20 protein-coding genes and 1 tRNA gene are annotated in these 24,770 nt (G+C 60.4%); 10 read left to right on the forward strand and 11 right to left on the reverse strand.

Annotated elements, in window-relative coordinates; all coding sequences use genetic code 11:
• Positions 1 to 55: 55 nt before the first annotated feature.
• On the forward strand, positions 56 to 1,348 hold the full coding sequence (locus tag JK202_RS08875; RefSeq protein WP_211560305.1) for an NAD(P)/FAD-dependent oxidoreductase: 1,293 nt from the start codon (positions 56 to 58) through the stop codon (positions 1,346 to 1,348).
• 39 nt (positions 1,349 to 1,387) lie between these two features.
• On the opposite strand, the gene JK202_RS08880 is transcribed toward JK202_RS08875, so the two are convergent.
• The 3 genes from JK202_RS08880 to JK202_RS08890 all read right to left on the reverse strand — a co-directional run bounded on the left by JK202_RS08880 (position 1,388) and on the right by JK202_RS08890 (position 5,922).
• Positions 1,388 to 3,802, reverse strand: a complete 2,415-nt coding sequence (locus JK202_RS08880; RefSeq protein WP_211560307.1) for a TonB-dependent receptor — start codon at positions 3,800 to 3,802, stop codon at positions 1,388 to 1,390.
• Between the two features lie 178 nt (positions 3,803 to 3,980).
• Positions 3,981 to 5,057, reverse strand: coding sequence for a putative zinc-binding metallopeptidase (locus JK202_RS08885; RefSeq protein WP_211560309.1), 1,077 nt, complete (start codon positions 5,055 to 5,057; stop codon positions 3,981 to 3,983).
• Entirely contained in the window at positions 5,044 to 5,922 is an 879-nt protein-coding gene (locus JK202_RS08890; protein WP_211560311.1) for a transglutaminase family protein, read from the reverse strand. Before JK202_RS08890 ends, JK202_RS08885 begins: the two co-directional genes overlap by 14 nt.
• 424 nt (positions 5,923 to 6,346) lie before the next feature.
• On the opposite strand from JK202_RS08890, the gene JK202_RS08895 reads away from it, so the two are divergent.
• The gene (locus JK202_RS08895) at positions 6,347 to 7,777 is read left to right on the forward strand and encodes a circularly permuted type 2 ATP-grasp protein (protein WP_408872147.1); all 1,431 of its coding nucleotides are present in this window, start codon (positions 6,347 to 6,349) and stop codon (positions 7,775 to 7,777) included.
• The gene (locus JK202_RS08900; protein WP_408872148.1) at positions 7,759 to 8,805 is read left to right on the forward strand and encodes an alpha-E domain-containing protein; all 1,047 of its coding nucleotides are present in this window, start codon (positions 7,759 to 7,761) and stop codon (positions 8,803 to 8,805) included. The genes JK202_RS08895 and JK202_RS08900 overlap by 19 nt, the downstream gene beginning before the upstream one ends.
• Here JK202_RS08900 and JK202_RS08905 read toward each other — a convergent pair.
• Both JK202_RS08905 and JK202_RS08910 read right to left on the reverse strand, forming a co-directional pair.
• Positions 8,792 to 9,610 (reverse strand): DeoR/GlpR family DNA-binding transcription regulator, encoded by an 819-nt coding sequence (locus JK202_RS08905; protein WP_211560312.1) that lies wholly within the window; start codon positions 9,608 to 9,610, stop codon positions 8,792 to 8,794. The genes JK202_RS08900 and JK202_RS08905 overlap by 14 nt on opposite strands.
• Positions 9,610 to 10,440, reverse strand: coding sequence for a triose-phosphate isomerase (locus JK202_RS08910; RefSeq protein WP_249199861.1), 831 nt, complete (start codon positions 10,438 to 10,440; stop codon positions 9,610 to 9,612). The genes JK202_RS08905 and JK202_RS08910 overlap by 1 nt, the downstream gene beginning before the upstream one ends.
• A 274-nt stretch (positions 10,441 to 10,714) precedes the next feature.
• On the opposite strand from JK202_RS08910, the gene ybaK reads away from it, so the two are divergent.
• The 3 genes from ybaK (at position 10,715) to JK202_RS08925 (ending at position 13,610) form a co-directional block, all read left to right on the forward strand.
• Positions 10,715 to 11,194, forward strand: coding sequence for a Cys-tRNA(Pro) deacylase (ybaK, locus tag JK202_RS08915; protein WP_211560314.1), 480 nt, complete (start codon positions 10,715 to 10,717; stop codon positions 11,192 to 11,194).
• 20 nt (positions 11,195 to 11,214) lie between these two features.
• A complete protein-coding gene (locus tag JK202_RS08920; protein WP_211560478.1) occupies positions 11,215 to 12,411 on the forward strand; it encodes a DUF2075 domain-containing protein in 1,197 nt (398 codons plus the stop codon).
• Positions 12,412 to 12,485: 74 nt separating this feature from the next.
• Positions 12,486 to 13,610 (forward strand): SMP-30/gluconolactonase/LRE family protein, encoded by a 1,125-nt coding sequence (locus tag JK202_RS08925; RefSeq protein WP_249199863.1) that lies wholly within the window; start codon positions 12,486 to 12,488, stop codon positions 13,608 to 13,610.
• Positions 13,611 to 13,632: 22 nt separating this feature from the next.
• Here the strand turns inward: JK202_RS08925 and JK202_RS08930 are convergent, their stop codons facing one another.
• Positions 13,633 to 13,923: a hypothetical protein gene (locus JK202_RS08930; protein ID WP_211560318.1), complete on the reverse strand. Its 291-nt coding sequence runs from the start codon at positions 13,921 to 13,923 to the stop codon at positions 13,633 to 13,635.
• Between the two features lie 323 nt (positions 13,924 to 14,246).
• On the opposite strand from JK202_RS08930, the gene JK202_RS08935 reads away from it, so the two are divergent.
• Positions 14,247 to 19,502, forward strand: a complete 5,256-nt coding sequence (locus JK202_RS08935; protein WP_211560320.1) for a Hint domain-containing protein — start codon at positions 14,247 to 14,249, stop codon at positions 19,500 to 19,502.
• A gap of 50 nt (positions 19,503 to 19,552) precedes the next feature.
• Here the strand turns inward: JK202_RS08935 and JK202_RS08940 are convergent, their stop codons facing one another.
• Together JK202_RS08940 and JK202_RS08945 are read right to left on the reverse strand one after the other, a co-directional pair.
• Positions 19,553 to 19,960 carry a tautomerase family protein gene (locus JK202_RS08940; protein WP_211560322.1) on the reverse strand — a complete coding sequence of 136 codons (408 nt, stop codon included), beginning with the start codon at positions 19,958 to 19,960 and terminating at the stop codon, positions 19,553 to 19,555.
• Between the two features lie 167 nt (positions 19,961 to 20,127).
• Positions 20,128 to 20,213, reverse strand: a tRNA-Tyr gene (locus tag JK202_RS08945).
• Between the two features lie 69 nt (positions 20,214 to 20,282).
• Here JK202_RS08945 and rlmB point away from each other — a divergent pair.
• Positions 20,283 to 21,128 (forward strand): 23S rRNA (guanosine(2251)-2'-O)-methyltransferase RlmB, encoded by an 846-nt coding sequence (rlmB, locus tag JK202_RS08950; protein ID WP_211560324.1) that lies wholly within the window; start codon positions 20,283 to 20,285, stop codon positions 21,126 to 21,128.
• 56 nt (positions 21,129 to 21,184) lie between these two features.
• Here rlmB and JK202_RS08955 read toward each other — a convergent pair whose 3' ends face one another.
• A complete protein-coding gene (locus JK202_RS08955; protein ID WP_211560325.1) occupies positions 21,185 to 22,270 on the reverse strand; it encodes an alkene reductase in 1,086 nt (361 codons plus the stop codon).
• A 126-nt stretch (positions 22,271 to 22,396) separates the two neighbouring features.
• On the opposite strand from JK202_RS08955, the gene JK202_RS08960 reads away from it, so the two are divergent.
• A complete protein-coding gene (locus JK202_RS08960) occupies positions 22,397 to 22,696 on the forward strand; it encodes a helix-turn-helix transcriptional regulator (RefSeq protein ID WP_211560326.1) in 300 nt (99 codons plus the stop codon).
• Positions 22,697 to 22,704: 8 nt separating this feature from the next.
• Here JK202_RS08960 and JK202_RS08965 read toward each other — a convergent pair whose 3' ends face one another.
• Both JK202_RS08965 and JK202_RS08970 read right to left on the reverse strand, forming a co-directional pair.
• Positions 22,705 to 23,181, reverse strand: coding sequence for a TspO/MBR family protein (locus tag JK202_RS08965; protein ID WP_211560327.1), 477 nt, complete (start codon positions 23,179 to 23,181; stop codon positions 22,705 to 22,707).
• A 55-nt stretch (positions 23,182 to 23,236) separates the two neighbouring features.
• A complete protein-coding gene (locus tag JK202_RS08970; protein WP_211560328.1) occupies positions 23,237 to 23,620 on the reverse strand; it encodes a hypothetical protein in 384 nt (127 codons plus the stop codon).
• On the opposite strand from JK202_RS08970, the gene JK202_RS08975 reads away from it, so the two are divergent.
• Positions 23,619 to 24,587 (forward strand): RluA family pseudouridine synthase, encoded by a 969-nt coding sequence (locus JK202_RS08975; protein ID WP_211560329.1) that lies wholly within the window; start codon positions 23,619 to 23,621, stop codon positions 24,585 to 24,587. The two genes, JK202_RS08970 and JK202_RS08975, sit on opposite strands and share 2 nt — an antisense overlap.
• Positions 24,588 to 24,770: the final 183 nt, after the last annotated feature.

A 24,770-nucleotide genomic window follows, 5' to 3' on the forward strand; every position in this document is an offset into this window, starting at 1 on the left:
CTCTCCCCTCGTGTCTCTTTCTGTTGCCCACCCCTGAACGGAGGCCTGAAAACTGATGGCGTCTCGATCTGAAATTCTGATTGTCGGTGGCGGTGTTGCCGGTCTTTCTCTCGCAACACACCTCGGAAAATCAATGGGAAAACCCGGAAAGGCGCGCATCACGCTGATCGACAAGAGCTTTTCCCATGTCTGGAAACCGATGCTGCACTGCTTTGCTTCCGGCACGCTCAGCAACGAAAACGACAAGGTAAACTTCATCTCCCAGGCCAGCGGCCACCATTTCGAGTTCTGGCCCGGCGAAGTCGCCTCCATCGACCGCGAAAATCGCGAAGTCGTCCTCAGCCCGCTTCTGGAAGCCGACGGCACCGTCATTCTGGAAAGCCGGCGCATGAAATACGACACGGTCATCATTGCGATCGGCAGTTGCGCCAATGATTTCGGCACGCCCGGCGTCAAGGAACACTGCATGTCCATCGATAATCTCGTAGAGGCCAATGCTTTCAACGAGAAGTTCCGGATGGAGCTGCTCCGCGCCTTTGCCAACAATTCCGAGCTCGACATCGCCATTGTCGGCGGCGGAGCCACCGGTGTTCAGCTCGCCGCCGAACTGCACAAGGCGCTGGAAATCGTCGGCCCTTACAACCTTCATGCGTTCGGCAAGGCCCCGCCCAAACTGCACGTCACGCTTCTGCAATCCGGCGCTCGCATCCTGCCGGCTTTTCCGGAATCCGTTTCAGCGGCGGCGCAGCAGGAACTCGAACATATCGGCGTCACTGTCCGCACCAATGCTCGTGTCGCCGGTGCCGACGATCATGGTTTCATGCTGAAAGACGGGTCTTACGTTCCGGCCAAGCTCCGCGTCTGGGCTGCGGGCGTCAAAGCTCCGGAAGTCACTACGGCCTATGGTGGCCTTACTATCAACCGAACCGGCCAGATCCTCGTCAATCCGAACCTGTCCTCAATCGACGACGAACACATCTTCGCGCTTGGGGACTGCTCCTTCATTCAGGACGATCCCCTTCCCGCGACCGCCCAGGTGGCACGACAGCAGGCCAAACACCTTGCCCGCTACCTGCCGGCCTGGCTTGAGCACGGGCAGAAGGTTCCGGGCTGTATTTTCCACAACAAGGGCGCGATCGTGGCTTTGGGAAAATACAATGGCTGGGCAGCCCTTCCGGGCGGTACTGTCTGGGGCGGCGGGATCTCGCACGGCTTCTCGGCGCGGATGGCGCATCTGATGCTCTATCGCCAGCACCAGATCGAGCTGTTCGGGTATTACCGGGGGCTGATGTCCTGTTATTCCGACTGGGTCGAAACCTTCGTCCGCCCTTCCGTCAGGCTCGACTGAGACACAAAGCCCGCAACGCACGTTACGGGCTTTGTGTTGTCAGAAATCCGCGCGCACGCTTCCGAAGAACATGCGGGGCGCTCCGATCTGCATGGACTGGTCCGTCAGCGCGCCCGTTGCAATATCCGCCGGATTGCCGTTCTGGCCCATCGTGGAAATATAGCGCTTGTTCGTCAGATTGGAGCCGTTGAACGCGACTGTCAGGTTCTTGATGGCGCCCAGATAACGGTTGTACTTCTTCATGTTCCCGAAGCTGTACTGCACGCCCACATTTGTCAGCCAGTAGCCGGGTGCCTTGACGTCACCCGTATAACTGTAATTGCGCGTGCCCGTGTAGCTGCCATCGGCATAGGCCGTCATGCCGCGCCATTCATATGACACGCGCCCCTTGTACATGAAGCGCGGATAATTCACGACCTGCTGGCCCTTCGTCGCGTAGACCGTGGCACCGCTGACAAGGTTCTGATCATAGACGCCGTGGTTGTAGCTGACGGAGTTGGTCAGTGCGAAACCGCGGAAAGGCGTCAGGGTCAGTCCCGCATCCACGCCGTTCATCGTGACCCCACCCACATTCGAGACGGCCGAGATCGGGTTGACGACCGGACCTTCCGTGATCTGCTGAAGGCGGTTGTTATAGTTCGTCCGGTAGGCATAAACCGTCGCGGCGACCAGTTTCCCGGTGTAGCGATAGCCGATCGCGTAAGTCCAGGCCGTCTCGGGGCGGATCGAGGATCTGGTATCGTTATAGGCGGTCTGGGAGACCGCAAACGGCGAATTTGAGAGCTTGTAGCCGGATTCCGCATAGGTCCGGGCGTTTTCCGAAATATCGAAATACAGCTCGTGATCCTTCAGGAAATGCCAGTCCGCGCTGATATGCGGCAGGAAGGGTTTGGCCACAGTCAGGCTTTCCCCGCTCGTGACCGCAGCCCCGGCGCCGTAATATTCCTGGTTCAGATACCCGTCCCCCACATTGGTCGTGCTCAGCAGGGACTTGAAGCCGAAATGCAGGGCCAGGTTTGGCAGGACGTTATAGGTGTCCTGCACGAAGGCCGTGAATGTGTTGGTGTTGTAATTCTGGTTGAAAATCTGTGCGAACGGATCGCGCCACTGGGTCAGCGGATCATGCACTGTTCCCTGAACCACGCCATTCACCACCGCCGGCTGCGCATACGCGTTCATCGGGGACATGTAACTGTTGTTCTCGTACCAGACGCCCGCGCCGATGTGATTGCGCGCGATATCGTAATGCAGTGCCGAGACGATGCCGAAACGCCGGATTTCCGGTTCTTTCATCAGCTCGCTGACCGGAGATCCTGTCGGCGATGGAAAATACGGCGTCGCCCAGGACGTCTGGTTACGCTCGCCATGTCCATAAGCCGTCGTGTTCCAGGTCAGACGGTCCGTCAGGCGCAGATCGGCCTTGATGCCGCCAAACGTATCGACCGTATTGGTGCTGCCATCATAATAGGCCGCATCCGCCGGATCATCGAGCGTGCCGACCTTCACCGGATAGATCCCGTTCGCTGCATTCACGGCCGCGATATAGCCGGAATTGCTGCCGTTTTCGTAGCTCGACAGACCATAGCCTACCCGCTTGATGATCTGCGGCGAGATATCCGGATAGGTATTCTGGTGCAGATCGCTCCAGTCGAAGAACGCGGAAATCGAGCTGTCATGGCCGATCGGCTGCACGAGCTTGGCGTTCACCTGCTGCATGAACTGCTCGCCATAACCCTTCCACATCCCGCTGTCGTTGCGCATGTAGGACGTATAGAACTTGGTGCCGCTGGCATTGAGCTTGCCGCTCTCAAAGCGCAGGAACGTGTGATAGGTGCTATAGCTGCCAAAACCCGCCGCAGCCGTTCCGCCCATCTTGTCCGACGGCGTCATCGAGACATAGCTCAGACCGCCACCCAGATTATTGCTCGCCGCCATGCTTTCCGCACCGGCAGACTGCGACACATCAATGCGCGCCACGTTCTCCGAAGAGATCGCCATGATCGGGTTAAGGCCATTATAGTTCCGGTACGTCATCTCCCCAAGCGGCATCCCGTCGAGCGTCATGCCGATTTCCTGCTGCTGGAAACCATGCATGAAGATCTGTGAGCTCCACGTATCAAGACCCTGCGCATCGCCGGACTGGAACACAATGCCGGGAAGCTGGGAGATCACCTTCATCGGGTTGGTCCCGGCAGGAGCCTCCGCCAGCATTTTCTGGCTGACCGTTTCCACAGCCCCACGCGGCGGGTGCCGGGCCACGACAGCCATACTTTCCGCGCTTTTGCTCACATAGGGTTCAACGTGCCGATGCGCGACCGCAGCAGAAGCATGAGGCGCAGTTTTGCGCGAGACTGCCGGATGCCGGGTCGCGGCCATGACGGACGGGAAGGACGCGGCTGAAAGCACCGTCGTTACCAGAAGGGCGAGATGCAGGGCGCCGGATCGTTTACACATGTGCAGGTCTACCTGAGCTGGCTTGCAGAAACGCCCCGGAACAGGACGCAGACATCAACATCGAAAGTCAGCTATTGACTGTTCCGGGAAGGCACATGTCCTGAACCCGGAACGGATACGATATTCGCTGTGCAATGCGGCTGCAAGCGTCCTGAATGGTACTTCAGAAACAGCGCTTTCAGGTGACCTGACTGCCACGGATCAGACGATGGATGAAGGCCAGCTTATCCATAATTCCCGCCGTCAGCACGAACGGATAGAAATCCGCCAGTCCCATGGAGCGGTTCAGACTATTCACCGCATAGGTCAGCGGCAGCCAGGCCTGCATGATGTCTTCGAAAGATGCCTCGGTATACGGGTCCCTGAGAGCCCGACCCGATGCATGTCCGATCCCCTGTACCCGCGGATCAACACTCACTCCGAAAGCACAGGCTGTCTCGAGAGTGGACACGATATGCAGGTAATGGGCCCAGGTTTCCGCGAAATCCTCCCAGGGATGGGACGTCGCATAAACGCTGACATGGCTGTCCTGCCAGTTGGGGGGTGTCGGGCTGTCGTAATAGACCTGAAGCGCCTGCTGGTAATCCGCCCGGTCATCTCCGAACACGGCCCGGCATTCATCCAGTCGTCCGGCATCGCGTACCAGAAGGTTCCAGTAATAATGCCCGATCTCGTGGCGGAAATGCCCGAGAAGCGTGCGGTAATATTCCCCCATCTCGACGCGCATGCGCTCACGGGACGCATCATCGGCCTCACGGATCGCCAGAGTAATGACCCCGTTGGAGTGCCCCGTCATCACGGACGAAGACCCGTCTGGTGCATCATCGAGGAAATCGAAGACAAGACCGTTTTCCGGGTCTTCGCGACGATCCTTCAACGGGAGTTTCAGCCGCAGCAGCGTGTAGAACAGCCTGTGCTTGGCGACCTCGATCTTGCGCCACCGCTCAAGGTTCTCGGCCGTATGGAGGCTCGGGATCGTCCGGTTGAAACGACATGCGAAACAGAACGGCCTGCCTCCGTTTGGATCAGGCGTCGTCAGCCAGTTGCAGACGCCATAATCATGATTGGAACAATACAGGACCTGTTCGTGCGCCACCGACTGCTCCAGCGGATGCCACATCCGCTCTCCGGCAGGGTCCAGCGCTGTCAGCAGCGACTGCTCGGGCAGATACCCGACGGCATGCCGACAATGCTCACAAACCGTGTTTTCAAAAAAGAGGATCTGGCCGCAGGACTGGCACTCAAAGAGCTTCATGGGATCGCATTACACCGGGTTTCCCGATCATGGCCAGTTCTGAAAAGTCTTTCCCGGACGGAAGAGTATCCGCCCGCATTGTCACGTCGAACGTCGCACGGCACCGGTCTAGCATTCCCGAGACGGGCGCCGCCTCCTCCGGCCGGCCGCCAACCGCCAGCGGCACATGATGCTGCGCCACCATCAGCCCGGACGTTGTGTCAAAACCAACCCAGCCCTGCCCCGGAATCCAGGCTTCGGCCCAGGCGTGCAAATCACAGCTCAGCCCCTCGGTCGTATCGGACTGGACCAGATATCCGGACACGAACCGCGCCGAAAACCCCAGGTGCCGCAGGACCGTCACCAGCAGCCATGCGCTGTCCCGACACGATCCGCTCCCGCGCTGCAACGTTTCTTCCGGCGTCCAGACTCCCGGCTCAAGCCTGCGCTGATAGGTCAAGCGCTCCGCCACCGCCCGGTTGAGGTCCGCCACGACAGACGAGGTCAGTTCCGCTCCCGCTGATCGCCAGGCCTCCACAAAGCGGGAGACATACACTCCTGCGGCGTCAACGGCCCGGTAAACCGTGCAGGCAGGGGCTTCCGTAGTAACCAGCGCATCGGACTGCGTCCCCAGATCCACTTCCATGCTGACCGCGATATCGAACCCCGTCACACGGTCCGGAACCCGGACCTCCGCGACCCGGTTGCCATAGGCATCCTGCCGCCAGACCACATCCGCCCCCTCGGGTGACACCTCCAGCGCATAATTCCGGACCGCAGACCGTACCCGCGACACCGGACACAAACGTACGGTCTGCCGCCCCAGAAAGACCGGCCGATCATACTGATATCGGGTATGGTGGCTCAGTATGACGCGGGAATTCATGTTCAGGAGGCCCTGTGGAAAAATGGGTGGAAAATCGGTTTCAGATACTCGTTTTCAGACACGCGATTTTCGGGCCATCCCGTTCCGGCAACCATTGAGTCTGACAGCAGTCGAAACGTCACCCTATCAGCCTTCTCGGGAACCGCAACAATTTCCACCGGACTTTTCCCGATCCGTCCAAACGGCAAATTTCACGCTTGGCAAAGCGTCGGAATCTTGCTCCGTTAATAAAATATCGTAATGAACCGGCGCGGCTGATCGGATTTTCCTTCAGCACACAGGGTCGGCGAAAAACAGGGTGATGAGGCAGAAAATGAACAGGCCGGTTTTGCAGTCTCCCAGTCCTGCTCCTACATATCCTGCCGCCATGAGCCCTGCTCCGGCCAGCCCGGCATCCAGCGCTCCCCTTAAGGCTGCCGCTGGTATGTTCGCCGCATACGACACGCCGGACTTCTTCTGCGAACTCATGCACAGGACGGATGGTCTCCCGCCAAGTCTTCAGACCGTCCGGGATCGTCTGGCCGGTTTCGATCTGGCCGAGCTTCGTCACCGCACAAGCACCGCTGAAGCGCAGCTTTATCGTCTGGGCATTACTTTCACCGTCTATTCCGACCGCGAAGCGATCGACCGTATCCTGCCTTTCGACATGATCCCGCGTGTTCTGACCGCTTCGGAATGGGATCATATCGATCGCGGCGTGCAGCAACGCGTCAAGGCGCTCAACCTGTTCCTGCGGGATATCTATCACGAGCGCCATGTCCTGCGGGACGGCATCATCCCCGCAAGTCTGGTACTCAACAACCCGAACTACTGCGAAGCCATGGTCGGCGTGCGCGTCCCCGGTGACGTCTATGTCCATATCAACGGAACCGACCTGATCCGTGACCGCAGCGGCCGTTTCATGGTCCTCGAAGACAATGCGCGCACGCCATCGGGCGTCTCGTACGTCATCGAGAACCGGCACATGATGCTCCGCCTGATGCCCGATCTTGCCTCGGGCATGCCCCTCCGCTCGGTCGAAGAATATGGCCTTAAACTGCACCAGACGCTGTGTGAGGTTGCCCCCGAGGGCGTGACTGACCCGCAGGTCGTGCTGTTCTCGCCCGGCATCTACAATTCCGCCTATTTCGAACACGTCTTTCTGGCCCGCGAAATGGGCGTCCCTCTCGTCGAGGGCAAGGACCTGATCGTCGAGAACCACCGCGTCTACATGCGCACCGTCGCTGGCCTGCGTCCCGTCCATTCGATCTACCGTCGCCTCAACGACGAGTATCTGGACCCACTGGCGTTTAATCCGGACAGCATGCTCGGCGTGCCGGGCCTCGTGGAAGCCTATCGCCGTGGCAACGTCACGCTTGCCAATGCGCTGGGAACGGGCGTGGCAGACGACAAGGCCGTTTATGCCTACATGCCCCGCCTCATCCGCTATTATCTTGGCGAAGACCCGATCCTCGACAGCGTTCAGACCCATATCTGCGCCGAGCAAGAAGGCCTGGCGTATACACTCGCCAACATGAACAAGCTGGTCATCAAACCCGTCGGCGAGTCCGGAGGCTACGGCCTGCTCATCGGGTCACAGGCCACGCAGACCGAACTGGACGAATTCCGCGCCAAACTGCTCGAAGACCCCTCGAACTACATCAGCCAGCCCATTATCGACCTCTCGGTCTCCCCAACTCTATGCCCCAGCGGCGTGGAAGCCCGGCATGTGGATCTGAGGCCCTTCGCCCTGACCGGAAAGAACACCTGGGTTCTCCCCGGCGGGCTGTCGCGCGTGGCCCTTCGCAAAGGCTCGCTGGTGGTCAATTCCTCACAGGGCGGCGGCTCGAAAGATACCTGGGTGATGGCCCGATGACACAGACCAGCGCACGTTTCCCTGCCATGCTCGCCAATCTCAACACGCTACTGTCGCGCTATGGCGAGAGCATGATGTGGCTCGCCCGCTACATGGAGCGGATCGAGAACCTCGCCCGCCTTCTGGAAGTCACGGAGGCCTTCGTCCGCAATCCCGATGGCAGCCCGGGCTGGGATTCCATTCTTGAGATCAATTCGGACGAAGACCGCTACGCCCTTCTCTATCCCCTTCCCGCAACGGAAGAGAACATCCTCGCGTTCTACATTACCGAGAGCACGAACCCGACCTCCATCCGTGCCATGGCCCATATGGCGCGCGAAAATGCCCGCTCGGCCCGGCCACTGATTTCTACCGAAATGTGGATGCAGCTTAACGTGTTCACCCAGAGCATGATGGAGCTGTCCACGCCCGACATCCGCCGCAATGGGCTGTCAGGATTGTGTAACCGCCTCAAACAGGACTGCCAGACCCATTTTGGCGTCACCGAGGGAACGCTGTACCGCGATCAGGCCTGGCTGTTCTATCTCCTGGGAAAATATCTGGAGCGGTCCGATCAGATCACCCGCCTGATCGACATCCGCTACCATACGCTGCTGCCCGGCGGCGAAACCTTCGGCTCTCAGATGGACCTGACCCAGTGGGGATCCGTCCTGCGCTCGGCCGCCGCCTATCACGCTTTCCGCCGCCTTCAGCCCGTTACGACGACGCCAGCCAATGTCGTAGGATTCCTGCTGAAAAATGAAGGCTTTCCGCGTTCGCTGATGCTCAACCTGCGGCAGGTGGACAGCATACTGAACGCTCTGTCCACCCATTACAATCTACGCCACCAGTGTGGGCCGCTTCAGGAACGCATCATCAATCTGCGCGCCACTCTGGAAGATCAGACCGCCGAAGAAATCATTTCGCGCGGGCTGCATGAATACATGACGTATATCCAGGACGAGCTTGCAGCATTACAGGCGGAAGTCTCCGCAGCGTTCTGGCCTGCCACCCCGATGACACCGCAGGAGACTGTCAGCCCGGCATAAGGGGTGGGTCCGGACGCGACACGGGAGCGATCTTCAGCGATACCCCTGCGTCCCGCAGCTGCTCGGCACAGACGGGATCGATCCCGTCATCCGTTACAACCACGTCAAACTCTGAGAGAGTCGACAGGCGGTTCATGGCGGAAATTCCAAACTTCCGGCTGTCCGCCAGCAGTACCCGGCAATCCGCAACCGCCAGTAGCGCTCGCTTGGCGCGAATGATTTCTTCCACCTGATGATAGGCGGTCAGATCATGAATAGCCGCGGCCGAGACGAATGCCAGATCGATCCGCATGGACATCACACTCTCCTCGCAGATCATGCCCGCAAAAGCCTCAAACGTCGGGGTATAATGTCCTCCCAGACCAATCAGAGTAACCGTTTCGCTGGGCCCAAGCCGCGTGGCGAGGCCGAGACTGTTGGTCACAACCGTCAGCGGTGAAATTGCGGAGAGACTTTCTGCCATGGCGCGTACGGTTGTTGAATCGTCAAGTGCCACCGTATCGCCAGGACTGACCATGAAGGCCGCAAGCCTCGCGATTGCGCGCTTTTCCGCAACTGCCTGCCGCGTGCGGTACATCACGCTCCCTGGGGCGCTCACGCTCGGAAGGGCTGTGATGTTTGTTCCGATCCGGCGGATCAGTCCCTGCGCGGAAAGCGCGAGCAGATCCCGGTTGATCGAAGCCCGGCTCAGTGAAAACCGCTTCAGCAGGTCCGAGACCGGCACAGCGCCCTGCTCCGTGACATAATCCAGAATTCCGCGCCGGCGGCCAGACAGCGCCTGCCCTTCCACGAGCACAGCATTCATCAGGCATGCACCTCCGACGACACCAGCGCGCTCACACTGTCGACCAACGACATGAAATCTGCCGGGTCCCAGCCTGCGCGTCCGATCAGCACGCCGTCCACATCCGGCAGTGCGACATATTCACAGATATTGGCTTTCGAAACGCTGCCGCCATAAAGTAGCGGTATGCGAACAGCGCTGTTGCGCCCTGCAATATCCTCCACCACGTCGCGCAGTTGCGTATGGATTTTGGACACGAAAGCTGTTTCGGCCGGACGCCCAGCCGAACCAATGGCCCAGACGGGCTCATAGGCGATCAGCACCCGAGCGAGCTCCTCCTGCGAAACGCCGTGCAGCGCGATTTTCATCTGCCGTGCGAGTGTTTCCTGCGATACGCCAAATTCATACTCATTCAGCGTGTCGCCAATGCAGAGCAACGGCGTCAGGCTATGTCGGAGTGCAGCCCTCAGTTTGAGGTTCACCGTCCAGTCCGTCTCGCCAAAATGCTGCCGGCGTTCCGAATGTCCGAGCACCACCATGGACGCACCGCATTCGGTGATCATCGACGCTGAAATTTCGCCAGTCCAGGCGCCGCTGTCTTCCCAGAACATGTTCTGCGCGCCCACGATCATGGGGCTGTCCTGAAGAACCGAACTGACATCCCGCAGTGACGTGCAGGGAGGTGCCACAAAGGTTCGGATGCCTTTGGGAGGACGGAAAGAAGAAAGAGCCCGCGCCGCCGATATGGCTTCGGCTGGCCCCCGGTTCATTTTCCAGTTTGTCCCGATCCAGATGTTCTTCTGACCCATGATGACCCTCCCGGACGCATTGCCGACTGGCTGAATGCTCATGTCGATTCTCCCGGATGAAGCCATATCAGGAGTTTCTTTAGCGCTAAACAGTAACAGATAAAATGTCATGCGTCTCATGAATAACGATACAACCTGCCTGACGGGACATTTCAGCTTCCTGAACCTGACTGCTCGCGAGATGCTGCCATGTTGCCAACCCAGCCTCAGGCGCTCATTATAGATGACAGACTATTGCAGGTCCTGACGCGGCTGATCCTCAAAGGTTCTGGCCATCCGGTGTGTGCAGACCTGCTTCTGGCAACGGAGCACTCACATGACCCGCGAAACAGCCGCAACAGCCTTTCTGGCAGCGAAGAACATTCCCTTCAGCGTCCATGATTACGAATACGCCCCCAATGGCGGCCTGATCGGGATGCAGGCGGCCGAGGCCATCGGCGTGGCGCCCGAGGATGTTCTCAAAACGCTGGTGGTCGAAGTGGACAAGAAGCAGCCGGTCTGTGTGGTGGCCCCTGCCCATCAGCGGATGAATTTGAAGAAGGTTGCGGCGCTGTTCGACGGGCGCAATGCGCGGATGATGAACCCCGAGAAGGCGCAGGAGCTGACAGGCTTCCAGTCCGGCGGGACCAGCCCGTTCGGTTCAAAAACGCCGATCCCGGTCGTGATTTCGCAGGACGCCATGCCGCGCGAGCAGGTTTATATCAATGCGGGAGGTCAGGGTTTCGTGGTGCGAATCACGCCTGCGGACGCCCAGCGCGCCACGGATGCCAAAGTGGCCGATATCGCCGCGGACTGAGCCGCGTGACCGCTTCTCCCATGGCGCTGGATAACGCTGCGACGCACAAGCTCTCCCCCGAGCTGGCGCTGTCGGGGCCACAAACGGAATTGCTGGATCGGGTGGTGTCGTTCTGCGAGCGGCATCAGTCGGATGACAGCGCGATTTTCGTCATCGAGGGTGCGGCGGGCACAGGGAAGAGCGTTGTCCTGAACGCGATCTTCAATACGCTCCAGACCCGGGCGCGGAGTGGCGCAGCGGATGATCCGCTGAAGGGCCTGCGGAACATGGTGATCGTCAACCATCCGGAGATGCTCAAGCTCTACCGCAATATCGCGGCCACCATACCCAATCTGCGCAAGAGCGATTACGAACGCCCGACGACATTCATCAACAAATCCGCCAAAACCGGGAAGCGCGCGGATATCGTTCTGGTGGACGAAGCGCATCTGCTGCTGACGCGGCCGGACCGTTACAACCATTTCGCGCAGCAGAACCATCTGGAAGAAATCCTACGCTGGGCGCGGATCGTGGTGGTGGTGTTCGATCCGTTACAGGTCCTGAAGTTCAAGAGCCACTGGTCGGCGGATCTTCTGGAACGCTTCCGCAAAGGGCGCCCCTCGAAAGAGTTTCATCTCGACACGCAGTTCCGGGTTTCGGCCAGTCCGGCCATGTGTTCGTGGATTGATGCGCTGGGACAGGGCGAAATCCTGCCGCGTCCGAAAGATCCGTCTTTTGATCTGCGGATCTATGACGACTGTGCGAAGCTCTATGCGGATCTGTGCGCGTGCAATGCAAAATACGGGCTGTGCCGCCTGCTTTCGACCTATGATTATCCCTACACGCTCAATGGTGAGGATCATTTCATCACCGAAGGCGATTTCCGCCTGCGCTGGGACCGCTCTCTGCCAACCGAAAAATTGCCCTGGGCCGAGCGACCGGATACGATCGACGAGGTAGGGTCCGTTTATACGATCCAGGGGTTCGATCTGAATTATGCGGGCGTGATCCTGGGGCCGTCGCTGTTTTATGACGTGAAACACGACCGGATCGGGGTACGGCCGGAGCGTTATGAGGACAGCGCCGCGTTTCAGGGCCGCGACGGGATTGCGGCACCGGAAGAAGCGAAGGCGCGCGTCATTCTCAATGCCCTGAACGTCATCCTCACGCGCGGCATCCACGGGCTGTTCCTGTATGCCCATGATCCCGCCCTGCGGGAGAGGCTGCTGCGAACCTGATCTCTCCACTCGCGTTTGCGTGAGTTGTCATCGTGCGGCCGCTCTGGTCCTGTGCGGCAAAGGAGATTTCAACCATGTCCCGTCAGACACTTCTGGCTCTTACGTTCAGTGCCGGTCTTGCAGCCCTGAGCGCCGCCTCCCCCGCCCTCGCGGCCCAGACCGTGGATAAAGGCACGCTTCCATCAGGCAATGTGCAGATCATCGGGCGGTTTTCCAATGCCCAGCCGTCCGGCATTGCCGTGTTGCCCGATGGCCGTCTGGTGCTTGGCTTTCCGCGCAGTGCGCATGAACATTCCGGGCCGCGTCTGGCGCTCTATGCGAACGGAAAGCTGACGCCCTTCCCCGATGCGGCCACGCAGGAGCAGTTTGTCTCCCCGCTTGGCATGACGGTGGATGCGAAGGGGCAGCTCTGGGTTCTGGATGAAGGGATGGTTGCGGGCACGGGGACTGTTGCGGGTGCGCAGAAGCTGTTCCGGATCGATCCGGCAAGCGGAAAGATCGCGCAGGTCATTCCGCTGGGCGCACCTGCCCTGCTGCCGGACAGTCACGTCAATGACGTGCGGATCGATCTGACGCATGGTGTGGCGGGAACCGCGTTTATTACCGATACGTCCACCGATGTGCATCCGGCGCTGGTCGTCGTGGATCTGGCGACGGGCCATCAGCGGCGTATTCTGGCCGATACGGTGTCCGTGATGCCGGTGCAGGGGTTTGTGGCCGTCATGGATGGTGTGGCGGGGCGTTATGATCCGAACCATGCCGTGGTGCCGCAGGGTGGTGTGAACGGTATTGCCATCAGTGCCGACCAGCAGACACTTTACTGGCAGCCACAGACCAGCCGCCGCCTTTATTCCGCGCCGACCGCAGTCCTGTCCGATCCGAAAACCAGCGAAGCCGATCTCGAACGGGCCGTGAAAGATGAAGGCGAAACCGGCATGGGCGACGGGATGGCAACCGGGCCGGATGGTTCGATTTACATCACCGATGACGAACGCCACGCCATCCTGCGCCACAAGCCGGACGGCGATATTTCGGTTGTTGCACATGATCCGCGCCTGACGGAGCCCGATGGCCTGACCTACGCCAATGGCGCGCTGTACGGCACGGTCGGACAGTGGGCACGGCTCCCAGCTTTCCATAACGGGAAGGACCTGGAGGTCATGCCATATATCGTCGTGAAGATCGCGCCTCTGGACTAAAAACTACGGAACGCCGGGGCGTTTACCAACCCTCCGGCGTCACGCCCATTCCGCCTGCACCCGTGCCCGTTACGGATCCCAGACCGGACTGCGGGCCAGCACCATAACTCCCCCGCCCACCAAAACCGGTTCCCACACTCACAGCTCCATGCACCTTGTGATTTGTGGAAACCGTGTCTTTCAGGTTCTCGGAACCATCTGTCGCAACCGGCTTCAACAGGGTTGCCCGGCTGTCGGCAGATGGCTGTGAATGCGGATGAGAACATCCCGCAAGCCCCGCCGCCAGCATTACCGCAAAAATCCGATGTGCCACACGCTTTCCCTCCCTGAGACAGGGTCCTGTCATAGCGAACATCGGTCATCGGCAAAGCAACGAAAAATGACGCATGACCGGGAGTCATCCGGCCACTCATGCCTCTTTTTCGGCTCAATACAGACGCCTTAGCCAAAAAGATCGCATTCAAATCCGACATACCAAGTCATGATTTTGAAATACATCGTCACAAGGTGAATTTTATATGATTCATTGCGTATTTTAACCGAAACATATTGACTCTTTAGTTAACATTACCTCCGAATAGAGACTTATCGCCCAGTATTGTTTTCCAAAAATTTCCACACTCAGGATAATTTGCAATGGCGTCCAAGTTGCTTATCAATGAATTCATGTTTAATCCAAGTGCATCTGGCGATCCCGATGAATTTATTGAAGTAAAAGGTGACTCCAGCACCGATTACAGCGCATGGTCCCTGATTGTTGTTGATGGCGACGGGAGCGTGGCTGGCAAGGTTGATAACGTCTTTACAGTTGGCACCACGAACAGCGATGGCTACTGGGTCACGCCGTTTCAGACGAACGTCCTGCAAAACGGCACGCAGACTGTCCTTCTGGTCAAGGATTTCACGGGCAAGGTCGGGGATGATCTCGATACGGCCAATGGCGGGACGTTCACGTCGACCCCCTGGTCCGAGATTGGCGACACGATTGCGGTCTCTGATGGGGGCAAGGGCGATCCGACCTATGCCGGTGCGCCCGTCCTGACCGGTTCGATCATCAGCGGCGCCTCGCGCATCCCCGACGGCACGGATACGGACAGCACATCAGACTGGGTCGCGGATGACCCTTCCCTCTCCGGGATTACAGGCTATGGCACCACGGCCGCAGCCGGGACAGTTCTGGTCACGCCGGGGGCCGCGAATGACGGCACGTCCTCTGGTGGTAGCACTGGAGGATCGGGCGGTTCGGATACGGGTGGTTCTGATAGCGGCGGAACGGGCACGGGCAGTGGGTCCGACACGGGTGGCACTGGCACTGGCACTGGCAGCGATACCACAACACCGCAAAACCTGACGGTCCAGCAGATCAACGGTACCGGATATTACAGTCCGTATGCCAATGCGTCCGTCATGACCACAGGTGTCGTAACGGCCGTGGACACGAATGGAAGCATCGGTTTCTGGATCCAGCAGACGAATGCTGACAAGAACACGGTCGGCAGTACAGGCATTTTCATCTACGCAGGCAAAACGGCGACGCTTCCGACAGTAGGCGAAACCGTGTCCGTCACGGGAACGGTGACGAATTATTCCGGCACGTCCTGGAGCAAGTCCCTCACTCTGCCGGAAATCAACCTCGTCTCCTACACCGACACCGGTGCGGCCTATGTGAACGTCATACCGGCGGTCGTGGGTCAGGGCGGGCTGACAGTGCCGGCGGCGTCCTATCTGGGCGACATGACGCAGGCGATCGACCTCAACAAGAGCACGGCCGCTCTCAGCCCGGACACCAATGCGCTCGATTTCTACCGCAACCTGATCGGTCAGGTCATCACGCTCCATGATGCCGTGGCCGTTGGCGCCACGGCCTCGAACGCAACATGGGTCGTGCCTGATGACGGCAATGGCCTGCTGACACCGACGGGTGCGCTTCAGGAAACGGCCGACAGCGTCAACACGCAGCGGATCGAGCTTTATTACGACAGCGGCGTCACGCCGGGATCTGCCATCAGCGCGGAAGTCGGAGACAAGCTGGGCGACATCACAGGTGTGCTGACCTACTACAACGGCATCTATGAACTGGTCCCGACCACACAGGTCACCGTCCTGCATACCGAGACCCCGGCGCCGGTCACGTCCCTGCACAAGGACGACCAGAACCTGCTGGTCAGCGATTACAATATCGAGAATTTCAACGCGCTGGACCCGGCGAATGCGGACCGTCTGAAGCAGGTCGCGCAGATCATCGTCAACAATCTCGACAGCCCGGACGTGCTGGCCGTTCAGGAAATCCAGGACGACAGCGGCACAACCAATGACGGCACGGTCAGCGCGGAACAGAACCTTGCTGCCCTCGTCAAGGCCATCGCCGATGCGGGTGGGCCGACCTATTCCTGGGCACAGGTGGACCCAACCAACAACGCCTCGGGCGGTGTTTCGGGCGGCAACATCCGCAGCGTCTTTCTCTATAATCCCGAGCGCGTCAGCCTCGCGGCCCCCGTCACAACCATTGGTGACGAGGAACTGGCCAGCGGCACTTTCAAGAATACCCGCCTGCCGCTGGTCGGCACGTTCGAGTTCAACGGCCAGACCGTTACGCTCGTCAATGTGCATCTGTCATCGCAGGCCGGCAGCAGCGAGCTTTATGGCGCAACACAGCCGCCCGTAAATCATGGCGGCACGACGGGGACGGTCAACAACCGTATCGCGCAGGCCCAGTACATCACGAACTACGTCAACGGTCTGACGTCCAGTGATCCGACCGCCAAGGTGGGCATCCTCGGGGACTTCAACGATACCGAATGGAGCGACGCCCAGCAGGTCTATACAAATGCCGGCCTGACGGACATGAGCAGCACGGAAGACCCGTCCAACCGCTACACCTATATTTTTGAGGGCAATGCGGAATCGCTGGATCATACGATCGGCAGTTCGTCCTTCGCCAGCGCCGGGAAGTTCGAAACGATCCACGTCAACACCGGCTCACTGACTGGCGAGTCCGATCACGATCCGTCCGTCACCCTTCTGGAAATGACGGATTACAGCGCGACGAATGGTGCTTCGCTGTCGAATGTCAGCCTGGCTTCGGGGCAGACCGCCGCGGTTCACAGCGGTAGCACGGCATCAGGAATTACGGTGGGCGATGGCAGCCGTCTGGCGCTGTATGCCGGCAGCGCGGCCAATGGCATCAGCGTTGCCAGCGGGGCGAAGATCGACCTGCCGGAACTGGCCTGGTCCAGGGATGCTACCACGACCCTGACGGATGCCTCGACGCTTCAGGTCACGAGCGGAAGCAACACTTATACGATCAGTCTCAATGGCGCCTATGACGCCGATTTCTTCAGTCTGACCGCCGATGGGTCCGGTGGCACGATGCTGCTTGCCGAAGGGACACCCTGCTACTGCCGGGGCACGCTGATCCTCACCGATCGTGGGGAAGTGCCGGTCGAGGCGCTGCGGATTGGCGACCTGATCCAGACCGCCACCAATGGTCTGCGCCCGATCCGCTGGATCGGCCGTCGCAGTTATTCCGGCACCTTCGCCAATGGCAACCGCGACATCATGCCCGTCGTGTTCCGCAGCGGAGCGCTCGGGCACGGTCTTCCGCATCAGGACCTATCGGTGTCACCGCTGCATGCCATGTATCTAGATGGCGTTCTGGTTCCGGCCGTCCTGCTGGTGAATGGCAGCACCATCCTTCAGGCCGAATGCATGGATGAAGTGGCCTATTTCCATGTCGAGCTGGAACACCACGACATCATCATCGCCAACGGCACACAGTCCGAGACCTTCGTGGACGATAATTCCCGCGGCATGTTCCACAATGCGGGTGAATATGACTTCCTTTATCCGGATGCCGCTGCTGCTTCCGCCCGCTACTGCGCGCCCCGCGTCGAGGAAGGTGCACAGCTCGAAGCACTTCGCAGCCGCCTGAACCCGGCGTCCCCGAAAGCCACTGCACTGGCCCCGCTTCAGGGCTATGTGGATGTCGCAAGCCACCGCCATGTCACAGGCTGGGCCCGTGTCCCGGGCAGTGACGGGCCGGTCCGTCTGCAGATCATCGATAACGGGCTCGTTCTGGGTGAAGTCCTGGCGAACCTTGAGCGGGGCGATATCGGGAGTGCGTGCGGGTTCCATTTCGACATTCCGGGCGGTCTGTCCTCTCTGGAACGTCATGTTCTGGAAGTGCGTCGTGCGGACGATCACGCGGCGCTCGGCCACAGTCCGTGGATGATGGATCTGGCCGAACCGAAAGCACGTCAGGCCATTGTTGCGTCCACCCCCGTCACGCCGATGGATGGCTGCATCGATATCGCAACGCGCAACCGGATCACTGGCTGGGTCTTCAGCCCTGCTACGCCGGATCAGGCTGTAAGCCTGCAGATCGTTGATAACGGTGTCGTTCTTGCATCCGTAGTCGCCAATGGTCGCCGTCCGGATGTGGCGCGAACCGGTCGTCCGATGCTGTGCGGCTTCGATGTTCTGCTGCCCGGTGGTCTGTCACCCATGACGCGCCATGTTCTGGAAATCCGCCGCAGTTCTGATGGTGCCCTGCTGGGTGAGCCGCAGATCCTCGAACCTGCCCGGACTTTCGACGCCGACATGACCCGCAGCATCGCGCGGGCCGTGGCCGCAGCGGCGGACGATCAGGACGGCGATCAGGTCCTGTCCTTCCTGCTCGCGCAGGCGGAGAAACTCCGTCAGGCACGCTCGGACGCCACAAGCGGCATGGCGACGGCAACGCTCGGAGCCGCAATGCGCCGTCGCGGCATGGCCACGCAGGAGCCCGTCATGCGCAAACGGGCGCTGGTCATCGACGGGCAGCATCCGGACGCGAAACGTGATGCCGGATCGCAGGCCATCCTGTCGCATATGACGGCGCTCGAAGCGCTGGGTTACGACGTGTTCTTCATCGCGGCGGACCAGATGGACCGGACGTCCACACTGGACGCCCTGCCCGGCGCAACCGTTCTCGGTCAGCCGTTCTTCGCTTCGGTGGAGGATGTGCTGCGTCGTCAGGCGAACAGCTTTGACGTCGTCTACCTGCATCGCGAGGACATTGCGACGCGCTATATGGCGCTGGTGCGCCGTCATCAGGGCAACGCCCGCGTGCTGTACAGCGTCGCGGATCTGCACTTCCTGCGCCTCGCCCGTCAGGCAGCAGTTCAGGGACGCCCCGAACTGGTGGCACAGGCGAACCAGACGCGCGTTGCAGAATACAGGGCCGCTCTTCAGGCCGACGCCGTCCTGACGCATTCCGAAGCCGAAGCCGCACAGCTTCGCAAGGATCTGCCACAGGCCAGCGTGCATGTGGTGCCCTGGGCCATTCCTGCACAGACAGGCCATGCGGACGGCAAAAACGACGTGGTGTTCGTTGGCAATTACGCCCACGCGCCCAACGCTGACGCGGCCCGCTGGCTGGTGAATGAGATCATGCCGGCCGTCTGGGCGGCTGATCCGACCATCTGCTGTACGCTGGTTGGTGCGGACATGCCGCAGAGCATCCATGCCCTCGCCGATGAGCGCATCCGGGTTCTCGGCCATGCGCAGGATCTGGGAGCGGTTCTCGCGGCCCATCGTCTGAGTGTCGCCCCACTGCGTTTCGGAGCGGGCATCAAGGGCAAGGTTATTGAAAGTCTCGCCTCCGGCCTGCCCTGCGTCATGACGCCGGTCGCGGCGGAAGGGCTTACGCTGCCGGGAGCACTTGAGGATCTCGTGCAGGCGGATGCTGCTGCTTTGGCCGAGCAGATCGTGGCCCTGCACAATGCGGGGGATGTGTCTGGGGTGGTCGAAGCCGGTCAGGCGTTTGCAGACCAGACCTTCTCTGTGGAGGCTGTCACCACGGCCCTCGAACAGGCCCTGAGCTGCAAGCCTGCTCTGCGCGCCGCCGTCTGAATCCGGCATGAACCCGGGCGGCTTTGTCCGCCCGGGTGACTGCGTTCAGATCATGACGCCTTGGGAGTGCCCAGCTTTCCGTTCAGGAACTGGGCCTCCCCATTGCCGAACGACCAGTCGGCATCCGTGTTTTCAACATAATTCACGATGACATCGCTCGGTGCGATATCGCATTTCCGGTCCAGCGCTTCAGTCAGGATCCGGAAGAAGGCGGTCTTTTCCTCGACGGTCCGCGGGCGCGTGGTGATCGAGACGATCATCACGTCGTCGGTCCGGGGAATACCCAGCCCTGTATCCTCGATCCGCACCCGGCTTTTCTTATGTTCGTAAATGATCTGGTATCGGTCGCGGGGCGGCACGTGAAAGGCGTCAAGCACGGCCTGATGGGCCGTATCAAGAATTGCAGCCAGCTCGGTTTCGGAGCGGCCCTCCAGTAAATCAAAGCGGATAAGGGGCATGGAACGTCTCCCGTGGTCAGGCCATAAAGCCAGAACCAGAGCATGACGGCACCGCTGAGGTTTCAGGAAGTCAATTCATCCTGACCATTCATGGCAACCCGGTATCGGCCGCAAATCAGGCGGGAGCCTGATCGGGTGGATAGTGGATTTTCTGGAAAAAGAGGACCTGGTGGAGAGAGTTGGATTCGAACCAACGTAGGCGTACGCCAGCGGATTTACAGTCCGCCCCCTTTAGCCACTCGGGCACCTCTCCGGGTCGGCGGTTCAGATATGGCGGATTGACGGCTATGTCAATTCCCTGTTGTCGATTATATGCTTTTTTATGGCCAGAAGATCTCCCTCCCGCTCCGCCCCCGATCGTTCCACGGATCGCCCCTCCTCTCCCGCCGGACATGCCGCGCAGACACGCCCCGCCGGTGAGCGCTCAAAAGAGCGCGGCGGCCGGTCCGGTCGTGGGAATGGCGGCAACTCCGGCCCCGGCTACTGGATTTACGGACACCATGCCGTACAGGCCGCGCTCGCCAATCCCGAGCGCGTCATCCATGACTTTCTGGCGACGCGCGAAGCCGCGGCTGCGTTCGAAAGCGGCTCGCGTAAGCCGCAGATCGTGGACCGTGAGCGCCTCGACAAGCTGTGTGAGCGCGATGCCGTTCATCAGGGTCTCTGCCTGCGGGTCGAGCCTCTGGAGACGCTCGCCATTCCCGATATCGTCGAGCGCAAGGGCCCGGTTCTGGTGCTGGATCAGGTGACGGATCCGCGCAATATAGGCGCCATTCTCCGCTCTGCCGCAGCATTCGGCGCGGCAGCACTTCTGGTGCAGGATCGCAATGCGCCGCAGGAAAGCGGTGCGATGGCGAAGGCGGCTTCCGGCGCGCTGGACGTCGTGCCGATCCTGCGTGAGGTCAATCTCTCCCGTGCGCTTCAGGCGCTTCAGGCAGAGGACTTCTGGGTTGTCGGATTGGATGCCGGGGGGACGCGACTGGATGGCAAGAGCTTTGCCGGGCGTCGCGTGGCGCTGGTTCTGGGTGCCGAAGGCGCGGGGCTGCGTCGTCTGACGCGCGAGACCTGTGACGAGATCGCCAGCGTTTACATGCCCGGCGACATGGAGAGCCTGAACGTCTCCAATGCCGCCGCCGTGGCGCTTTACGAGCTGGTTCGCCCGGTCTGAGAGACAGGCGCTGAACGGATCTCCGGGAGCAGGACATACTCCCGGAGCTCTGAAAGTCAGTTGGGGCCGGATGTGGCGGACGGGTAGTCCGTGTATCCTTCCGCGCCCTGACTGTACCAGGTCTTCATGTTGTCCGGCTGAAGGGCGATGCCGCGGGCGAAGCGCTCCGGCAGGTCGGGGTTCGAGATGAACTTGCGGCCAAAGGCGATCGCATCGGCGTGGCCTTCCGCCAGGACTTTCTGGGCGCTCTCGAACGTATAGTCCTGATTGAGCACCAGCGGGCGGGTGAAGACCTTGCGGATCTGCGGGGACAGCTTGGGCTGATCCGTTTTTCCGAACGTGCCATCCGGGCCGGGTTCCCGCAGCTCAAGCCATGCCACGCCCAGATCCTGAAGCAGCTTTGCCGCCGGGATAAAGACCGTTTCCGGCGCGCTGTCGATGCAGCCCTGCGTGTCTCCATTGGGGGAAAGGCGCACGCCGGTGCGTTCGGCACCGATGGTCGCAATGACGCGCTCGGTAACTTCCTTCAGGAAGCGGATGCGGTTTTCGGGAACACCACCATACTCGTCCGTCCGCAAGTTCGTGCCGTTTCGCAGGAACTCGTCGATGAGATAGCCATTGGCGGCATGGATCTGCACCCCGTCGAAACCGGCGCGGATGGCATTGCGGGCCGCGTTCTCATAGTCGTTCAGGATACGGCTGATATCGGCGGCATCCAGCGCGCGGGCTTCTTCGAACGGCTTCTTGCCTTCGTAGGTATGGACTTCGCCCGGAGCGGTCGTGGGAGACGGCGAGACGGGCTGCGTTCCGGTAACGGAGGAATGCACCATGCGGCCCATATGCCAGAGCTGGCAGACGATCTTTCCGCCCTTTGCGTGCACTCCGGCAACAATCGGCTTCCAGGCCTCGACCTGTGCGTCGGACCAGATTCCCGGAGCAAACGGCCACCCCAGACCTTCACGGGAAATGCCTGTGGCTTCAGTGATGATGAGCCCGGCACTGGCGCGCTGGGCGTAGTATTCCGCCATGATGGGGGTGGGTACGGCATCCTTGTCTGCGCGTCCCCGGGTCAGCGGGGACATCACGATCCGGTTTTTCGCGTGAATGGGACCGAAATCAATGGGATCGAACAGGGTTGGCATCAGTTGTCTCCTCTGGACAGGTCGTCATATTGTTCGACAATAATCGAACAAGGCAAGCCTTTTGTTTGATAAGACTCGAACAAAGCAGATGTTGCGATAAAACCTCAGGAAAGGGATAAGAACGCCATGGCTGCCTATGACCATCCCGCCCCAGAGACGTTTGAACTGACGATCGTGCTCCGCGCCCTGGCCGATCCTGCACGTCTGGAGATCGTCCGGCATCTGGAGCGGGTCGGGGAAGCAAACTGCGCCACGCTGATCGGAACGCGGCCCAAATCCAGCATGTCGCATCATTTTCAGGTTCTGCGGGACAGCGGGATTCTGCGAACGCGCATCGAAGGCGTCCAGCATCGCAACTCCCTGCGCCGCGAGGAACTCGACATGCGGTTCCCCGGGCTTCTGGCGGCCATTCTCAAGGCGCCCTGAAGAACATCTCAGTTCTTGCGCCAGATTTCTTCGTGGATGCAGGTTGCGAACACCAGCCAGACGAAGAACGGCACCTGCATCGAGGCCGCCTTGCAGTCCACCTTGTGCGCCGTGCAGATCGAAGCACCCGACGTCATGATCAGGCCAATGCAGATGGCCAGACCTGTCCCAAGCTGGCGCTTGCGGAATACGAAGAACGGGAACCCCGCCACCCCCGCGACACACAGTGCCCAGAGGACCAGCGCCGTCGTCCGGCAACAGGACTTTTCAGCACGCAGAAGCCGGTAGCCCGACCAAGCCAGCAGACCATCCAGCAGGGTCCAGATCACGGCATAGGCCGGTCCGGGCGGATTGAAATGCGGCTTGTTCAGCCGGTTGTACCACCGGCGGGTGGACAGGTCGTCGGCCGGGCTGATCTCCCGGGCGGCATACTGAACTCCGAAAACCGTGCCGGCGGCGAGGACCGCATCAACCAGACGTCCCATAATCCCTGATCCTTCATAAATCCTGCTGCCTTAACGCGGCAGCAGGGCTTACGGTTCAGGGGACCGGGGAGGCCGATGGCGCGGGCGTGCCGAAATCGAGCTCGGCCGCGATCTTCCCGGCATCCGGATTCCACAGTAGGACCCGGTCACTTCCGGCACCACTGAGCGTCACCGCCATCAGGCCATCGGGACGGGCTGTGACCCCCGTAATGTGCTCGCCCGCGCCAAGCGGAAGTGCCAGACGGGAAAAGCCCCCATCAGTCAGCGGCACGGTTGCCGTTACACTCGGGCGCGGATGAAGGAAGCGATAGGCAATCACGCCAATCAGCCCGAAAACGGCCGCGATAATCAGCACGCCCATTAAAATTACAGCGGCCAGAAGCGCTTTTGGTGTCTGCGACTCGCTGTTCGCCATTTCCTCGGCTACACCCTGTGTCATGTCTGATCCTGTTTCCCCATTCCGTCTTGTTGTCGATGCGTCCACGGCTGGCCAGAGGGCCGACCGGGCGCTGGCGGACGCCATCGGCACGGTTTCACGCTCCCGGGTCAAGGCCCTGATTGAAAGCGGCAATCTTTCCGTCAATGGAAAGACGGTCTACGAGCCGGCGGAAACGCTGCGTGACGGCATGGAACTGCTGCTGACATTCCCGGCGCCCACCCCTGCCCGGCCCATCGCGGAACAGATCCCGCTCAACATCCTTTATGAAGACGACGACCTGATCGTGCTCGACAAGCAGGCGGGGCTGGTCACCCATCCGGCTCCCGGAAACGAGACTGGCACACTGGTCAACGCCCTGCTCGGCCATTGCGGCGAAGGATTCGAGGGGATTGGCGGCGAGAAGCGTCCGGGAATCGTGCATCGTCTGGACAAGGACACGTCCGGTCTGATGGTCGTGGCCAAGACGGCGATGGTCCATAACGCGCTGTCAGACGCCTTTGCCGCCCGCGACATCGACCGCGCCTATCTGGCCCTTGCCTGGGGGCTGCTTCCTGCCGAGGGCGAGTTCGATGGCAATATCGGCCGCGACAAACGGGACCGCAAACGCATGGCGGTCGTGGGCCATGGCGGCAAGGTTGCCCTGACACGCTTCAGGCTGATTGAACCCTATCAGGCGGCCGTGTCCCTGATCGAATGTCGCCTCGCCACTGGACGCACCCATCAGATCCGTGTTCACCTTTCAAATGCAGGCCACCCCCTGCTCGGCGATCCGGTCTATCTGCGCCGGATTCCCGCGGCGGCGCGTGGTCTGTCGCAGGATGCGAAGGAAGCGGCCCTTGATTTCCCCCGTCAGGCGCTCCATGCGACCCGACTCGGATTTATCCATCCGCGGACAAAAAAGCAGCTTTCCTTCGAAACCGCGCCTCCCGAAGACTTCCAGGCCTTGAAAAAGCGACTGATCGGCTAAACCTTAAAAGGCCATTGACTTTTTTGGCTGAACCTGTCATAAACTGCTTATCCGACGAGCTGACGCGCCGCCGGAACGGATCGTACCACCAGAGGTCGCCCAGTCCGGGGGCTGACGGTCGGGGACGTGAAAGTCCTTCCCAATGCGTCACCTGGGTCAGACGGAACTATCCCGTCGCCGGTC

Source organism: Gluconobacter sp. Dm-62 (genome assembly GCF_018256155.1).
Taxonomy (GTDB): Bacteria; Pseudomonadota; Alphaproteobacteria; order Acetobacterales; family Acetobacteraceae; genus Gluconobacter.

What these genes read in the sequence shown, in the direction of transcription:
- JK202_RS08960 (WP_211560326.1), top strand. Translation starts at nt 22,397, where the DNA reads ATGGCTGCCTATGACCATCCCGCCCCAGAGACGTTTGAACTGACGATC.
- JK202_RS08970 (WP_211560328.1), bottom strand. Translation starts at nt 23,620, where the DNA reads ATGACACAGGGTGTAGCCGAGGAAATGGCGAACAGCGAGTCGCAGACA.
- JK202_RS08925 (WP_249199863.1), top strand. Translation starts at nt 12,486, where the DNA reads ATGTCCCGTCAGACACTTCTGGCTCTTACGTTCAGTGCCGGTCTTGCA.
- JK202_RS08905 (WP_211560312.1), bottom strand. Translation starts at nt 9,610, where the DNA reads ATGAATGCTGTGCTCGTGGAAGGGCAGGCGCTGTCTGGCCGCCGGCGC.
- JK202_RS08975 (WP_211560329.1), top strand. Translation starts at nt 23,619, where the DNA reads ATGTCTGATCCTGTTTCCCCATTCCGTCTTGTTGTCGATGCGTCCACG.
- JK202_RS08875 (WP_211560305.1), top strand. Translation starts at nt 56, where the DNA reads ATGGCGTCTCGATCTGAAATTCTGATTGTCGGTGGCGGTGTTGCCGGT.
- ybaK (WP_211560314.1), top strand. Translation starts at nt 10,715, where the DNA reads ATGACCCGCGAAACAGCCGCAACAGCCTTTCTGGCAGCGAAGAACATT.
- JK202_RS08955 (WP_211560325.1), bottom strand. Translation starts at nt 22,270, where the DNA reads ATGCCAACCCTGTTCGATCCCATTGATTTCGGTCCCATTCACGCGAAA.
- JK202_RS08890 (WP_211560311.1), bottom strand. Translation starts at nt 5,922, where the DNA reads ATGAATTCCCGCGTCATACTGAGCCACCATACCCGATATCAGTATGAT.
- JK202_RS08895 (WP_408872147.1), top strand. Translation starts at nt 6,347, where the DNA reads ATGTTCGCCGCATACGACACGCCGGACTTCTTCTGCGAACTCATGCAC.
- JK202_RS08880 (WP_211560307.1), bottom strand. Translation starts at nt 3,802, where the DNA reads ATGTGTAAACGATCCGGCGCCCTGCATCTCGCCCTTCTGGTAACGACG.
- JK202_RS08910 (WP_249199861.1), bottom strand. Translation starts at nt 10,440, where the DNA reads ATGAGCATTCAGCCAGTCGGCAATGCGTCCGGGAGGGTCATCATGGGT.
- rlmB (WP_211560324.1), top strand. Translation starts at nt 20,283, where the DNA reads ATGGCCAGAAGATCTCCCTCCCGCTCCGCCCCCGATCGTTCCACGGAT.
- JK202_RS08940 (WP_211560322.1), bottom strand. Translation starts at nt 19,960, where the DNA reads ATGCCCCTTATCCGCTTTGATTTACTGGAGGGCCGCTCCGAAACCGAG.
- JK202_RS08920 (WP_211560478.1), top strand. Translation starts at nt 11,215, where the DNA reads ATGGCGCTGGATAACGCTGCGACGCACAAGCTCTCCCCCGAGCTGGCG.
- JK202_RS08965 (WP_211560327.1), bottom strand. Translation starts at nt 23,181, where the DNA reads ATGGGACGTCTGGTTGATGCGGTCCTCGCCGCCGGCACGGTTTTCGGA.
- JK202_RS08935 (WP_211560320.1), top strand. Translation starts at nt 14,247, where the DNA reads ATGGCGTCCAAGTTGCTTATCAATGAATTCATGTTTAATCCAAGTGCA.
- JK202_RS08885 (WP_211560309.1), bottom strand. Translation starts at nt 5,057, where the DNA reads ATGAAGCTCTTTGAGTGCCAGTCCTGCGGCCAGATCCTCTTTTTTGAA.